Below are 13,559 nucleotides of genomic sequence, written 5' to 3'. Positions count from 1 at the left end.
ACGGGTTCGGCCGCGCTCGGCACCGGGTCGGCTGTGCTCGGCACCGGTTCTGCCGCAGTTGGTTCGGCGGGTATTGGCACCGGTTCGGCACTGGCGGGTACGGGTTCGGCCGCGCTCGGCACCGGGTCGGCTGTGCTCGGCACCGGTTCTGCCGCAGTTGGTTCGGCGGGTATTGGCACCGGTTCGGCACTGGCGAGTACGGGTTCGGCTGTGCTCGGCACCGGTTCTGCCGCAGTTGGTTCGGCGGGTGTCGGCACCGGTTCGGCACTGGCGGGTACCGGTTCGGCGGCGGTCGGTTCCGCGGGCGTCGGTTCGGCCGGAACCGGTTCTGCCGCTGTGGGTTCGGCGGCGGTCGGTTCCGCTGCCGTCGGTTCGGCCTCGCCGCTACTGCTGCTCTTGATCCCGCTGCCGACACCGGCCGCGCCCGCGGTGCCGCCCGCTCCGATCATCGTTGCGCCGGCACCGGCCGCGCCACAGCTCGCGCCGGTACCGGTGGCCGCGCCACCCGCCCCCGCGCTCGAGCAGACACCTCCGCCACCACCGCCTCCGGCGCCGCCCGCGGCATCGGCCAAGCCGAATCCGGACGTCCGGTCGACCAGCGCCGACGACGGCCTGCCGAAGCCCAACATACTGGGTGTCGTTGGCGGCCTGATCGCGCTCGCGCTGGCCGGAACCGGTTCCGGCGCAGTGAGTTTCCAGACCGCGTCGGCCGCGCAGGCCCGCATCGACGCCGCTCGTGCCGAATTCTTCGGACCGAGGACGTAAGGGTGCGTTCGATGAGTGAGAGCAGGACGCAAACCGGGCTCTGGGCCTATCGCCGGGTCGCGGCCGCGGTCGACGCGGTATGCGCTGTCGCCGCGGATTCCGATGCGACCACCCTGGAGGAGGTCGTCGCCTCCATTGCCAGCGAGCGGCGCCGCGAGATCGAAATCGCCAGTGCCGAACTGGGTCCCGGTGTCTGCGGTCAGCGCCGGTTCTATCCGGATCGCGATGTCATCGTGCTCGCCGCCGCACTGCCGAGCCGCGACCACACGCTCGCACACGAATTGGGCCATATCGTCTTCGATCATGAGGGTGCGCCCGCGCCGGAGGTGATGCTGGAGGCCAGTGACGATCTCATCGCCTACATGCTCAGTCAACGGGCGCATCAGCAGATCGTCGACGACGGTGCGGACGAACTCGCCGAATGGGAGGCCGAGACCTTCGCCGCCATGTTGATGACACGACTGCGCGTATTCAACAGCCGGGGCGCGGGCGTCTCGGTCCTTCGATTCGATGAGGCGCTGGGATGACCCTCTGGTTGACGGCCATGCTGGTCTGGGTTGCCGCTGGCGCGCGTGTGGGGCGCGTGCTGGTGAAGCCCGCGACGACCGCCCGGGTGGCGATCGTCGTGGCAGTCGCGGCGGTCGCACTCGCGGCGACCGTCGCGGTGCCCGAGATCGCCCTGGCGCTGGACAACCTGCTTCCGCGCGGTCTGCACTCGGGCCTGCTCTCCGACGGAGTCGTCGCCTCCGCCTGGATTCTCTTCGTGACCGCGACCTCGGTGGTCGCCTCGGCGGCGTGGCCGGTGGTCTCCCGTACCAACCTGCGCCGGATCGCCTTCGTCATCTATGGCCTCGCTGTGCTCGCGGTGGCGGTGAATCTGTTCTGGTCCACCACCTTCGGCTGGTTAACCGTCGCGCTCGGCTGTGTATTCATCGTCATCACCGGTGTGCGCAACCTGGACTGGACCACCCTTGGTCGCGGTATCGCGATCTATACCGCCGCAACCGCGGTCGTCGCGGTGCTGGCCGTGCTGCAGGTCCGCCGGGCCTGCATCGGCGCGCCGCCCACGAAGGCCGGTGAACCGGACTGGGGCTGGCCGATCTGGGAGGTGGCCGCGCTGCTCATCGCCTTCGGCGCGGTCTGGATCGTGGTGGAATTGTGGGTGCGCGCGCGAATCCTGTTGCGGCAGACCAAGGTTCTGCACCGCATCATGGTCGGCCGGTTTCCCGAGGTGGTCGCCCACGAACAGACCGGCACCTCGACGCAGCTCGAGGCATCCGATCAGGTCGCGCAGATCATGGACGCCCTGTATCTGCAATCCGGCGGCGGCGTCGAATTGGCCGCCGCGGGTCCGCCACCGCCACTGGTCTCGCTGCGTGCGGACCGTGTTGCGCAGTGGGCGCGAAACCCTTTGGGCGATGTAGTAGTCGACGCGCGATGGATTGCTCCACCCGAGGGGATTAGTCCCCGCGGTTGGGTCCAGGCAATCGCGCGTGCCTACGAAGCGAGTGCCGAAGCCGCTGCCCGAAATTGATCGTGTGCAATCAAAACGATCAGTTCCGGAGCATTCCGAAGGACTCGCTCCGGGTATTCAATATGGTTGACATAGCAAGGAATCCGGCCGGGTGGATGGCCATGCCGGATTCCATGTGTCTACCGACGTATCCGCACAACTGATTTCGTCGCAAACCGGTGACTCCGGGCGCGCTTTTATCGCATCCCTGCACTCGTCGCCAAGCCCACAATTTTATGGGCGGACGCGGATGCGACGAAGTCGAGAAGCGGCAAGCCCCATGACGCAGTACGGTGCGACCCTGCGGGCCGCACCGTACTGCACTGTGGGAGAACCTATTCGGTACCGTCCGGAGGAATTTCGGGCAGACCTTCACTTGCCCGCAACTTCTCCGCCATAGAGGTGAGGAGGTTCTGTGATTCTTCGGACAGATCGAACGCCCTACTCGACAACCGTCGCAGCCCATAGCCCTGCAGCTGGGACAGCAACTCCAGATCGTGATCGATCTTGGCGGCATAGATGTCGTTGAAGAAGTAGTCCGGCTTGACCTTGAAGAACTTGGCCAGTGCAGCCACCGTTTCGTCCGACGGGTTGGTCCGCTGTCCCGACCGCAACTGCGAGAGGTACGGTTTCGAGATCGGATGCCCGGAGGCGGTCAGCGCAGCCGCAACCTCCGCGTTGGTGTGCGGCTTGCGCCCCGGGGGATGCACGGTTTCGAACAGCTTGTTCAGCCGCGCCGCGAAATCAGCCATTGTGAGCCGCCCAATTCCCTTCGCTGTACTAACAGTCGTTATCTCGGATACGTATCATTGATATTAGCGGCTCAGTAACTGAAAACCTACGCCTGATTCAGGATTTCCTTGAAGCTTCTAGGTGCCGCTCCGGGGAAGACACTGCGACGGTTGCGTTTGCGGGTCACGCCAACGGCTCTTGAGAAAACGTGGTGTGATCAGGTTCTGGCCCGTCGCGAGGGTCTTCCCCGCCGCATCTATGATAGCGAAAAGATAGCTGATGGGTCATCTACACGTCTGTGCTGGTCTTTGTGTGGCGTACGACACGTTTTGGGCTCATGGGGATGAACGTTCAACCTTTGAGCAGAATTGGTTGAAACTGCTACAAGCGCTCGATGATGGTGCCTGTCGCCAATGCGCCGCCCGCGCACATCAGCACCATCGCGGTACTGCCGCCGGACCGCTCCAGTTCGTGCAAAGCCGTTGTGATGAGCCGAGATCCGGTTGAACCGACCGGATGTCCGAGTGCAATCGCACCGCCGTTTACATTTACCCGGTCCATGTCTGGTTTGTGTACAGAGGCCCATGAAAGTGCAACTGCCGCAAAGGCTTCATTGATCTCGAAAAGATCGATGTCGCCGATATTCATTCCGGATCGTTCGAGCAGTCGGGTGCACGCCTGTACCGGACCGTCGAGATGGAATTCCGGTTCCGCGCCGACCAGTACCTGGGTGACGATCCGTGCGCGCGGGCGCAAACCCGCTCGCTGCGCGGCCTTTTCGTCCATCAGCAGTACGGCGGCGGCGCCGTCGGAGATCTGCGAGGAGGTACCCGCCGTGTGGACTCCGCCCTCCAGTACCGGCTTCAACTTGGCCAGACCTTCGAGTGAGGTATCGCGCAGGCCCTGATCCCTTGTCACGTCCAGCTTTTCACCGGTGAGCTTGCCTTCCTTGTCGACGGCGGGCGCGGTCACGGTGAGCACCTCGCGGTCGAAGCGCCCCTCCGTCCAGGCCTGTGCGGCCCGCCGCTGCGAGCGGACGCCGAGCTCATCGAGATCGTCGCGAGTAAGGCCGCGCCGCTTGGCAATACGCTCGGCCGCCTCGAATTGATTCGGTAGATCGATATTCCAGGTGGCCGGGCGGCGCGGTCCCGCGTTCTCGCCGACATTGGCGCCCAACGGAACTCGGCTCATCGCTTCCACGCCGCAGGCCATACCGATATCGATGGCGCCGGTCGCGATCAGTCCGGCGATCAGATGGTTGGCCTGCTGTGCCGATCCGCATTGGGCGTCGATGGTGGTGGCGCCTACCTGCCACGGCAGTCCGGCATGCAGCCAGGCGACGCGGGTGACGTTATTGGACTGTTCACCGGCCTGGGTGACGCAGCCGCCGATAACCTGCTCGACCGACGCGGGGTCCAGATGTGCCTTCTCGAGCAGTCCGCGTTGAGCGAGGCCGAGCAGTTCGGCGGCGTGCAGACCGGCGAGCCAGCCGCCACGCTTGCCGATGGGGGTGCGAGCGGCCTCGACGATGACGGGTATGCCCATGTCCAACCTTTCTTTTGGGACAGAAACTGAAACGTGTGTTCACGCGCGATACGGCGGAGTCTGTCCTGTTCTTCCCTCATTATGCAGCTTATGCTTGAATGATTGTAGAACGTGTTTCAGTTTGTCGAAGGAGACATCTGGTGGTAGACCAGCGGAATGCCCGGCCGAATCTGCCGGATGGGTTCGATGTCACGGACCCGGACATTTATGCCGAGCGTGTTCCGGTCGAGGAGTACGCCGAACTGCGCCGTACCGCACCGATTTGGTGGAATCCGCAGCCGCCCGAGATCGGCGGCTTCCACGACGAAGGCTTCTGGGTGGTGAGCAAGCATGCCGACGTCAAGGAGGTCTCGCGCCGCAGCGATGTGTTCTCCACCTTCGAGAACACCGCGATCCCGCGCTTCAACGACGACATCACCCGCGAGCAGATCGAACTGCAGCGCTTCGTCCTGTTGAACATGGACGCGCCCCAGCACACCAAACTGCGCAAGATCATCTCCCGCGGCTTCACCCCGCGCGTGATCAACGGCCTGCGTGCCGAATTGAAGACCAGGGCCGAGGCCATCGTGAAGGAGGCGGTGGACAACGGCGCCGGCGACTTCGTCACCCAGGTCGCCTCCGAACTGCCGCTGCAAGCGATCGCCGAGCTGATCGGTATCCCGCAGGAGGACCGCAGGAAGGTCTTCACCTGGTCCAACGATATGACCGGCTACGACGATCCGGAGAGCACGGCCGATCCGGTCGCCGCCTCCGCCGAGGTGCTCGGCTACGCCTACCAGATGGCCGCGGCGCGTAAGGAATGCCCGGCCGACGATATCGTGACCAAGCTGATCGAGGCGGATGTCGACGGCGATGAGCTGACTCCGGAGGAGTTCGGCTTCTTCGTGATCATGCTTGCCGTCGCGGGCAATGAGACGACCCGCAATGCGATCACCCACGGCATGGTGGCCTTCCTGGAGCATCCGGACCAGTGGGAGCTGTTCAAGAAGGAGCGTCCGGCCACCGCTGCCGACGAGATCATTCGCTGGGCGACCCCGGTCACCTCGTTCCAGCGGACCGCGCTGGAGGACACCGAACTCGGTGGCGTGCAGATCAAGAAGGGGCAGCGGGTGGTCATGCTGTACCGCTCGGCCAACTTCGACGAGGACGTCTTCGAGAACGCGGAGAAGTTCGATATCACGCGAAAGGACAACCAGCACTTGTCCTTCGGCGGCACCGGCGCGCACTTCTGCATCGGCGCGAATCTGGCGCGCATGGAGGTCGATCTGATCTTCAATGCCATTGCCGACGCCATTCCCGATATCACCAAGCTCGGTGACCCCAAGCGGCTGCGTTCCGGCTGGCTCAACGGCGTCAAGGAATTCCAGGTCGACTACAAGGCCTCGGGCTGCCCGATCGCGCACTGAATCGCCGGGATCCAGGCTTGTGTCGGCAGCCTGGATCCCCGGCTTTCGGTGACAGACAAGGGCCCCCGCACCGGTTTGCCCAATGCCGGTGCGAGGGCCCTTGTTGTGCTGCCCCCGAGGGGAGAGGCAGCGTGCTCAGGTAATCGGTTTGGCCGTCGCCATGGCTCGGTCGACCTCCCAGAAGGCCCGCAGCGCGGCGATTTTGCCCGATTCGTCGACCTTGTAGGTGAACACACCTTCGGCATCGATCTGGTGTCCGCCCATCTTGGTGCGGATCAAACCGGTAAAGGCGATTTCGTTACCGCAGGCGAAGGAGTCCTCGAACAGGAACTCGATCGAATCGGTCTTCGCGATCGCCATATCCCAGAAGGCCGCGATGGCCTCCTTACCGCGATGGCCCTTGCCCTCCGGATCGAAACCCGAAGGGCCGATGGGATCTTCGACGATGCCGTCGGTTGCGAACAGCTCGACCCAGGCCTGCTTGTCCCTGGCCCGCACCGCCGCCTGCGAGGCAAGCCCGGCGGTCCTTGCTGGATGTTCGGAATTACTCATACGCGTGCCTTCGCGACGATGGGTTCCTCGATATTCGCCGCGGCGAAGCGACGCAGTGACTCCTGTTTGGCCGCCAACTCACCGTCGAAGCCGATGCCATCGGCCAGCCACGGAACAACGATCGCATCGGTCACCCCGGCATCGGCCAGATCCTGATATCCGGAGCGCCCGAACTTGTCGATGCACACCGCCTGGATCTCGAAAGGCGCACTCTCCCGACCGAATTCGGCGCGTAGCGTATCGAGCTTGCCGATTGTGGCGCACAGTTCGTCGTAGGTCATCATCGCTGAGGTCCAGCCGTCACCGACCTTGGCCGCCCGGCGCAGTGCGGGCGCGGTGTGGCCGCCGATGTAGAACGGCACCGGTTCGCTCGGCGCCGGGCTGATCTGCAGCAGCTCGAAATCGAAGAACTTTCCGTGGTACTCGACCATGCCGCCGCCGAGTGCCAGCTTGATGACCTCGATCATCTCGTCGACCCGTGCCCCACGATTGGCATAGGGCACGCCGCACCATTCGAATTCCTCGGGCGCCCAGCCGATTCCGACGCCGAACCCGAACCGGTTACCGGACAGGTTGGCGACCGAGCCCACCTGCCGCGCAAGCAGTAGGGGATTGCGCGAACCGAGTTTGAGCACGTTCGTGTAGAAGCGAATTCGGCTGGTCACCACCGCCATGGCGGTAGCACCGATGAGTGGGTCGACCCATGGCGTCTCCGGGCCCCAGAAGCGGCCGCCGTCGGCGGTGTACGGATACTTCGCCGACGCCGACTGCATATAGAACAGCGAGTCCGGTAGCGCGATCGACGAAAATCCGCACTCCTCAGCGGTTTTCGCCAACTCCGGCAGCTGCTCCAGCGGACTCAGCGCGATACCGACGGTGAACTTCAGCGGGGTCATCAGCTGGGCTGCTCCGAGCCGACCACCCACATCGAGAAGTACTGCGACCCACCGCCGTACGCATGTCCGAGCGCCTTCTTGGCGTTCGCGACCTGGTAGTCCCCGGCCCGGCCCATCACCTGCTTGGCGGCCTCGGCGAATCGGATGAGACCGGAGGCACCGATCGGGTTCGAGGAAAGTACGCCACCGGACGGATTGACCGGCAGGGTTCCGCCGATCTCGGTCTCGCCCTTATCGGTGAGCTTCCAACCATCCCCCTGCGGGACGAAGCCCAGGTTCTCCAGCCACATCGGCTCGAACCAGGAAAACGGCACGTAGATCTCGGCGACGTCGATTTCGTTGAGCGGGTCGGTGATTCCGGCGGCGTGCCACAGTGCGGCCGCGGCATCCTGTCCGGCCTGTGGATTAACCTGGTCGCGGCCGGCGAAGGTGGTCGGTTCGGTGCGCATGGCGGTGCCGTGCACCCACGCGACCTTCTTGCCGGTGGCCTCCACGGCCTTCGCGGCATCCTCGTCACCGATCACCAGGGCGCACGCACCGTCCGAGGACGGGCAGGTCTCGTCGAATCGGATGGGATCCCACAGCATTTGGGAGGAGAGCACCTTCTCCAGCGTGATATCGGGCTGGTGCAGATGTGCCAGCGGGTTCTTCGCTCCGTTGCGGCGATCTTTTACCGCCACCATCGCGCCGATATGGCCCGGCGCGTTCGATCGGCGGATGTAGGAACGCACGTGCGGCGCGAAGTATCCGCCCGCGCCCGCGCCGACCGGCATGGTGAAGGGCACCGGAACCGACAATGCCCACATGGCATTCGATTCCGACTGCTTCTCCCAGGCAATGGCGAGTACGCGCTTGTGTACTCCGGCCTGTACCAGATTGGCGGCGACGATACCGGTGGAGCCGCCGACGGATCCGGCGGTGTGTACGCGCAACAACGGCTTTCCGGTGGCGCCCAACGCATCCGCCAGATACAGCTCGGGCATCATGACACCCTCGAAGAAGTCCGGCGCCTTACCGACCACCACCGCATCGATATCGGCGATGGTGAGTCCGGCATCGACCAATGCGCGATCGATGGCCTCGCGGCACATGCCCGCCATGGACACATCGGTTCGTTTCGTCACGTGATGTGTTTGTCCGGTGCCGAGCACCGCAGCAGGGAAACTCATCGGCTCGCCTCCGAATCCAAAACGGCTACCAAGTTCTGTTGCAGCGCCGGACCGCTGCTGGCGTGGGCGAGCGCCCGATTCGCCGTGCCCGCGATAATCGCCTCGGCCGCGAAGCCGATGCGCTCCAGACCTGCCGCGAACATCGGATTGGCCGCGAGTGCGCCGCCCGACGGATTCACCTTGGTCTCGGGCCGCAGGCCGATGGCCTCGGCGAGAATCAACTGCTGATGACTGAACTGCGCATGCAGTTCGGCGATATCGAAGCCACTGGTATCGCCGCCGGTAACCGACTGTGCCGCAGCGGAAGTCGACGGGGATACGGTCAGATCGCGGGCGCCGAGATTGGGGGTGTCCACCCGATGCGCCATGCCGGTGATCCAGGCCGGGCGCTCGCACAGTTCGCGCGCCCGATCGCCGACCGCGAGCACAATGGCGGCCGCGCCGTCGGTGACCGGTGCGACATCGTGCGCGCGCAGCGGATCGGCGACATACGGTGTGGCGAGCAGAGTTTCGATATCGCCGGAATCACCCGCGGCCACCGCCGCCATATCGCGCTCGGTCCAGCGTCCCGCATCCAGTCCGGCCTGCGCCTGCAGGCCCGCGATCGAAAGTGCGTCCGGCCACAGCGGAGTGACCAGATACGGATCGAGCTGCATGGTCAGAACCTGGCGCAGCGTACCCGCCGACGACTTGCCGAAGCCGTACACCAGTGCCGTCTGCGCCTGGCCGGAACGGAGTTTCACGAAGGCCTCGTAGAGCGCCCACGCGGCGTCCATTTCGACATGCGATTCGTTGATCGGCGGCACCGCGCCGATGGCGTCGACCGCCGAGATGAACGAGAAGGCACGGCCCGCAAGGTAATCCGAGGAACCGGAGCACCAGAAGTCGATATCGGACTTGGTAATGCCGAGTCGGGCGTAGAGCTGCTGGAAAATGGGCACCAGCATCTCGACACCATTGGTGGTGCCGAAGGTCTCCGGCACATGCGGTGCGTGGGCGAAGCCCACAACCGCGATGTCGCTAGAGGCGGCGGGGTGGGTAGGCAGAGCGTTGTTCGTCAACGTGGCCTCTCAGAGGTGGTGCTTATAGGTCTCGTAGTCGGCATCCGGCTCGCCGGTGGGTCGGAAGTGGTCCACATTGCTGAGCCCGAAGCCCCACTCCTCGCGCGGTTTCCACACCGCCTCCACCCGCATGCCCATCCGCACCTCGCTCGCCTCACATCCGAGCACGAGGTGCAGCACCGGGATGTCCGCGCCGTCGAGCAGCACATATGCCGCCACGTACGGCGGCTTGATCCGCTGGCCCATGAACGGCACATTCACGATGCAGAAGGTGGTGACGATGCCGCGATCGGGCAGTTCGACGATTTCGTCGGTCGGTCGGCCGTCGGTCGGATTGGCGCCGCGCGGCGGGAAGTACACCTTGCCCGCGGCATCCGTGCGCCCGCCGAGCAGCTTGCCCTCGGCCAAACCGCGCAGGTAGATGGTCTCCTGCGGTGACGCGCTGTGCATGTAGTGCAGGTCGACCGGTGTGATCAGCACCTCGACCGGCTCGTCGTCCGCGCTGGATTCCGTCGGCGCGGTGGAAGTCTCGCCCGGTTCGAAGCAGGCGATGTCCTTGATGCTGCCGATGGTCTCCCCGGCCCAGCGCGCGACCACGCGCAGTCCGGTGTGGATGTCCTCGGGTGTGGAAACATCGACGGCGTGCAGCAGCGTTGTGTCCGCGCCGTCGAGCTTGATCAGCGCCCACGCGAACGGGCGGTCGAATGGCTGACCGGGCAGCGGATCGCGCACGAAGGTCCAGGACTGGACGGTGCCGGTATCGGCCACATCGACGAATTCGGTCAGCGGCGCGGAGGTGACCGGATCGTATTCCGGCGGTGGCACCAATACCCGCCCATCCGAGCCGCGCACACCGACGATCCGGCGGGCGCGCAGTTTGGCCAGGAAGGTGCCGATGGTCGGTCCGACCGATCGCGTGTAGTCGAATTGCACCCGAAGGGGTGCACTGAGTACGTCGGGCGCGGCAGTGTTCAATTCCGACCCTCTCTCATCCGTGATTGTCCCGGAGGCGGTATGCCCACCCGTCGCCTGACCACCACCCCTCATGGAGTCGCTCCGCGACGCAGTATTTTCATCAGCCACGAAATCGAGTAGAACAGGTTCTTATTCTGGTGGCAAGAAGTTGGCTGGAAAGAGGTCTCCCATGAAGTTCGGATTGCAACTCGGGTACTGGATGGCACAGCCGCCGCAGAATGCCGGTGAGTTGGTGGTCGCCGCCGAGGCGGCCGGTTTCGATGCGGTCTTCGCGGCCGAATCTTGGGGATCGGATGCCTTCGGGCCACTGATGTGGTGGGGCTCGTCGACAAATCGGGTGCGACTCGGCACCTCGGTCGTACAGCTGTCGGCGCGCACGCCCGCCGCGACGGCCATGCACGCACTGACGTTGGACCATCTCAGCGGGGGCCGGGCAATCCTCGGGCTCGGCGTTTCGGGGCCGCAGGTGGTGGAGGGCTGGTACGGGCAGCCGTTCGCCAAGCCGTTGCAGCGCACCAGGGAGTACGTCGGCATCATTCGCCGCATCCTCGAGCGGCAGGCGCCGGTCACCAATGACGGGCCGCGGTATCCACTGCCCTACACCGGCCCGGGCTCCACCGGACTCGGTAAGCCGCTCAAGCCGATTGTGCATCCGCTACGAGCGGATTTGCCGATCTGGCTGGGTGCGGAGGGTCCGAAAAATGTGGCGCTGACCGCCGAGATCGCCGACGGCTGGCTGGCGATCTACTACGCGCCGCGGCTGGCCGGGATGTACAACGACTGGCTCGATGAGGGCTTCGCCAGGGCCGGGGCGCGGCGTTCGCGGGCGGATTTCGAAATCGCGGCGAGTTGTCAGGTGGTGATCACCGACGATCCCAAGAGCGAGCTGGAACGGATGCGCTGGATCATGGCGCTCTACATCGGTGGCATGGGTGCACCAGAACTGAATTTCCACGCCCAGGTCTACCGGCGCATGGGCTATGAGCGTGAGGTCGACGAGATCGGCAGGCTGTTCCAATCAGGGAAGAAGGCCGAGGCCGCCGCAATGGTGCCGGATGAGCTGATTTTGGATACATCGATCATCGGTGACGAGGAGCATGTACGTAAACAACTCGGGGTCTGGGAAGCCGCGGGCGTCACCGAGATGCTGGTGTCGGTTCCAGATATCGAGCAATTGCATCGGCTCGCACCCCTTGTACAGATGTAGAACACGTTCTAGATTCGTAGGGGTGACTGATTCACCCACCCCGTCGGCTCCTCACCATCCCCCGATGGAGTCAGTAGAAATTCTCGGTCTCTGGAACATCGCGAACGCGGAACCCGATCGGATCGCACTGGTGGATCCATCCGGCCGCGAGGTGAGCTATCGCGAATTGGCCACGCTCGCGAACCGCTACGGCACCGGCCTACGGGCACTCGGCTTGCAGCCCGGCGACGTGCTGGTCACCATGGTGCACAACTGCGTCGAGGCGGTCGCCGCGTACTTCGCGGCCTACCAGGCCGGGTTGTACATCGTCGCGGTGAACTGGCATCTGACCGGTCCGGAGGTCGCCTATATCCTCGCCGACAGCGAGGCCAAGGCCTTCATCGCCAGTGACCGGTTCGCCGCCGCGGCGATCGCCGCCGCCGATGAGGCAGGGTTGCCCGCCACCGCGCGTTTCGCGGTCGGCGAGATAGCGGGCTTCAAGTCGGTGTCGTGGCTGGGTGCGGCCGATACCGGTCGGCCCGATAACCGGACCACCGGTGCGCCGATGCTCTACACCTCGGGAACCACGGGACGGCCCAAGGGTGTTCGGCGCCCGCTCACCGGCACCGACCCGGATGTCGTTCCGGTGTATTCGTCCGCGTTCTTCGGGCTGTTCGGGCTGAAGCCCTACGACGAGCACGTGCACATCTGTGGTTCGCCGCTGTACCACACGGCCGTGCTGAACTTCGCCACCATCTCGATCCAGTTGGGGCACAAGCTCGTTCTGATGGACCGCTGGGATGCCGAGGAGATGCTGCGGCTCATCGACAAGCATCGGGTGACCCACAGCCATATGGTTCCGACCCAGTTCCACCGCCTGCTCGCGCTGCCCGCCGACGTGCGCGCCAAGTACGACGTTTCTTCATTGCGCAGCATGGTGCACGGTGCGGCGCCGTGCCCGGCCGAGACCAAGCGGCGGATGCTGGAATGGTGGGGTCCGACGGTCACCGAGTACTACGCGGCCACCGAGGGCGGCGGCACGGTGATCAACGGGACCGAATGGCTGACGAAGCCCGGCTCGGTCGGCAAGGCTTGGCCCTGGTCGGTGATCAAGGTGTTGAGCGAGGAAGACGGCTCCGAAGTCCCCACCGGCGAGACCGGTCTGGTCTATATGCGAATGGGCACGTCCAGCTTCGAATACCACCACGCCAAGGAGAAGACCGAAGAGGCAAGGGTCGGTGACCTTTTCACGGTCGGCGATATCGGCCACCTCGACGAGGACGGCTACCTCTACCTGCACGACCGCCGCTCCGATCTGATCCTGTCCGGCGGTGTGAACATCTACCCGGCCGAGATCGAGAATGTGCTGACAACCCACCCGAAGGTCGAGGATGTCGCGGTCTTCGGTCTGCCCCATCCGGATTGGGGCCAGGAGGTCAAGGCCGTCGTCCAGCCGGTCGCCGGTGTCGAGGGCAACGACGAACTGACCGCCGAGCTATTGGCCTACGCCGCAACCCAATTGGCGAAATACAAAATGCCCCGCTCCATCGACTACCTCGATGAATTGCCCCGCGACCCCAACGGCAAGCTCTACAAGCGCAAACTCCGCGACCGCTACATCCCGGCGTCGTAGCACCATCGGACGCAGCGGATTGCTGTCGCACACCGAGTGACCGTCGCGCAGAGGGGATACCCTCTGCGCGATAGTCATTGCCTCTGCGCGACTTTCACTTTCTGCGCGATAGCGTCAGGGGCCGCC

At 64.7% G+C, this 13,559-nt stretch carries 12 protein-coding genes and 1 pseudogene; 6 read left to right on the top strand and 7 right to left on the bottom strand.

Annotation, left to right across the window (positions count from 1 at the left end):
• From ACIBJI_RS37185 to ACIBJI_RS37175, 3 genes and pseudogenes are all read left to right on the top strand, one after another.
• Positions 1–765 (top strand): annotated as a pseudogene (locus ACIBJI_RS37185) (hypothetical protein); the annotation flags it as partial.
• Positions 766–776: 11 nt separating this feature from the next.
• Positions 777–1,292, top strand: a complete 516-nt coding sequence (locus ACIBJI_RS37180) for an ImmA/IrrE family metallo-endopeptidase (RefSeq protein ID WP_364357386.1) — start codon at positions 777–779, stop codon at positions 1,290–1,292.
• Positions 1,289–2,299, top strand: coding sequence for a hypothetical protein (locus tag ACIBJI_RS37175; RefSeq protein ID WP_397087887.1), 1,011 nt, complete (start codon positions 1,289–1,291; stop codon positions 2,297–2,299). Before ACIBJI_RS37180 ends, ACIBJI_RS37175 begins: the two co-directional genes overlap by 4 nt.
• A gap of 314 nt (positions 2,300–2,613) precedes the next feature.
• Here the strand turns inward: ACIBJI_RS37175 and ACIBJI_RS37170 are convergent, their stop codons facing one another.
• Positions 2,614–3,030 carry a helix-turn-helix domain-containing protein gene (locus ACIBJI_RS37170; RefSeq protein WP_011207048.1) on the bottom strand — a complete coding sequence of 139 codons (417 nt, stop codon included), beginning with the start codon at positions 3,028–3,030 and terminating at the stop codon, positions 2,614–2,616.
• 361 nt (positions 3,031–3,391) lie between these two features.
• Positions 3,392–4,555: a steroid 3-ketoacyl-CoA thiolase gene (locus ACIBJI_RS37165; protein WP_364357380.1), complete on the bottom strand. Its 1,164-nt coding sequence runs from the start codon at positions 4,553–4,555 to the stop codon at positions 3,392–3,394.
• Between the two features lie 98 nt (positions 4,556–4,653).
• Between ACIBJI_RS37165 and ACIBJI_RS37160 the strand changes: the two genes are divergently transcribed.
• Positions 4,654–5,961 (top strand): cytochrome P450, encoded by a 1,308-nt coding sequence (locus tag ACIBJI_RS37160; protein WP_396959647.1) that lies wholly within the window; start codon positions 4,654–4,656, stop codon positions 5,959–5,961.
• 135 nt (positions 5,962–6,096) lie between these two features.
• Here the strand turns inward: ACIBJI_RS37160 and ACIBJI_RS37155 are convergent, their stop codons facing one another.
• Genes ACIBJI_RS37155 through ACIBJI_RS37135 form a run of 5 tightly spaced genes read right to left on the bottom strand, consistent with a single transcriptional unit; the run spans position 6,097 to position 10,614 of the window.
• The gene (locus ACIBJI_RS37155; protein ID WP_364357374.1) at positions 6,097–6,513 is read right to left on the bottom strand and encodes a nuclear transport factor 2 family protein; all 417 of its coding nucleotides are present in this window, start codon (positions 6,511–6,513) and stop codon (positions 6,097–6,099) included.
• A complete protein-coding gene (locus ACIBJI_RS37150; RefSeq protein ID WP_364357422.1) occupies positions 6,510–7,400 on the bottom strand; it encodes a TIGR03619 family F420-dependent LLM class oxidoreductase in 891 nt (296 codons plus the stop codon). The genes ACIBJI_RS37155 and ACIBJI_RS37150 overlap by 4 nt, the downstream gene beginning before the upstream one ends.
• A gap of 8 nt (positions 7,401–7,408) precedes the next feature.
• Positions 7,409–8,578: a thiolase domain-containing protein gene (locus ACIBJI_RS37145; protein ID WP_396959644.1), complete on the bottom strand. Its 1,170-nt coding sequence runs from the start codon at positions 8,576–8,578 to the stop codon at positions 7,409–7,411.
• Entirely contained in the window at positions 8,575–9,639 is a 1,065-nt protein-coding gene (locus tag ACIBJI_RS37140) for a thiolase domain-containing protein (RefSeq protein ID WP_364357368.1), read from the bottom strand. Before ACIBJI_RS37140 ends, ACIBJI_RS37145 begins: the two co-directional genes overlap by 4 nt.
• 9 nt (positions 9,640–9,648) lie before the next feature.
• Entirely contained in the window at positions 9,649–10,614 is a 966-nt protein-coding gene (locus tag ACIBJI_RS37135) for an OB-fold domain-containing protein (RefSeq protein ID WP_364357365.1), read from the bottom strand.
• A gap of 169 nt (positions 10,615–10,783) precedes the next feature.
• Between ACIBJI_RS37135 and ACIBJI_RS37130 the strand changes: the two genes are divergently transcribed.
• Positions 10,784–11,821, top strand: coding sequence for an LLM class F420-dependent oxidoreductase (locus ACIBJI_RS37130; protein WP_364357362.1), 1,038 nt, complete (start codon positions 10,784–10,786; stop codon positions 11,819–11,821).
• A 64-nt stretch (positions 11,822–11,885) separates the two neighbouring features.
• Positions 11,886–13,433 (top strand): acyl-CoA synthetase, encoded by a 1,548-nt coding sequence (locus ACIBJI_RS37125; protein WP_364357359.1) that lies wholly within the window; start codon positions 11,886–11,888, stop codon positions 13,431–13,433.
• The last annotated feature ends 126 nt before the right edge of the window (positions 13,434–13,559 follow it).

The organism is Nocardia sp. NPDC050408 (assembly GCF_044458905.1).
GTDB lineage: Bacteria > Actinomycetota > Actinomycetes > Mycobacteriales > Mycobacteriaceae > Nocardia.
This window is presented reverse-complemented; position numbering and strand designations above follow the sequence as displayed.

Excerpts from the sequence above, each read along its gene's own strand:
- ACIBJI_RS37175 (WP_397087887.1), top strand. The coding sequence starts at position 1,289 with ATGACCCTCTGGTTGACGGCCATGCTGGTCTGGGTTGCCGCTGGCGCG.
- ACIBJI_RS37125 (WP_364357359.1), top strand. The coding sequence starts at position 11,886 with ATGGAGTCAGTAGAAATTCTCGGTCTCTGGAACATCGCGAACGCGGAA.
- ACIBJI_RS37180 (WP_364357386.1), top strand. The coding sequence starts at position 777 with ATGAGTGAGAGCAGGACGCAAACCGGGCTCTGGGCCTATCGCCGGGTC.
- ACIBJI_RS37160 (WP_396959647.1), top strand. The coding sequence starts at position 4,654 with ATGATTGTAGAACGTGTTTCAGTTTGTCGAAGGAGACATCTGGTGGTA.
- ACIBJI_RS37165 (WP_364357380.1), bottom strand. The coding sequence starts at position 4,555 with ATGGGCATACCCGTCATCGTCGAGGCCGCTCGCACCCCCATCGGCAAG.
- ACIBJI_RS37170 (WP_011207048.1), bottom strand. The coding sequence starts at position 3,030 with ATGGCTGATTTCGCGGCGCGGCTGAACAAGCTGTTCGAAACCGTGCAT.
- ACIBJI_RS37145 (WP_396959644.1), bottom strand. The coding sequence starts at position 8,578 with ATGAGTTTCCCTGCTGCGGTGCTCGGCACCGGACAAACACATCACGTG.
- ACIBJI_RS37130 (WP_364357362.1), top strand. The coding sequence starts at position 10,784 with ATGAAGTTCGGATTGCAACTCGGGTACTGGATGGCACAGCCGCCGCAG.
- ACIBJI_RS37155 (WP_364357374.1), bottom strand. The coding sequence starts at position 6,513 with ATGAGTAATTCCGAACATCCAGCAAGGACCGCCGGGCTTGCCTCGCAG.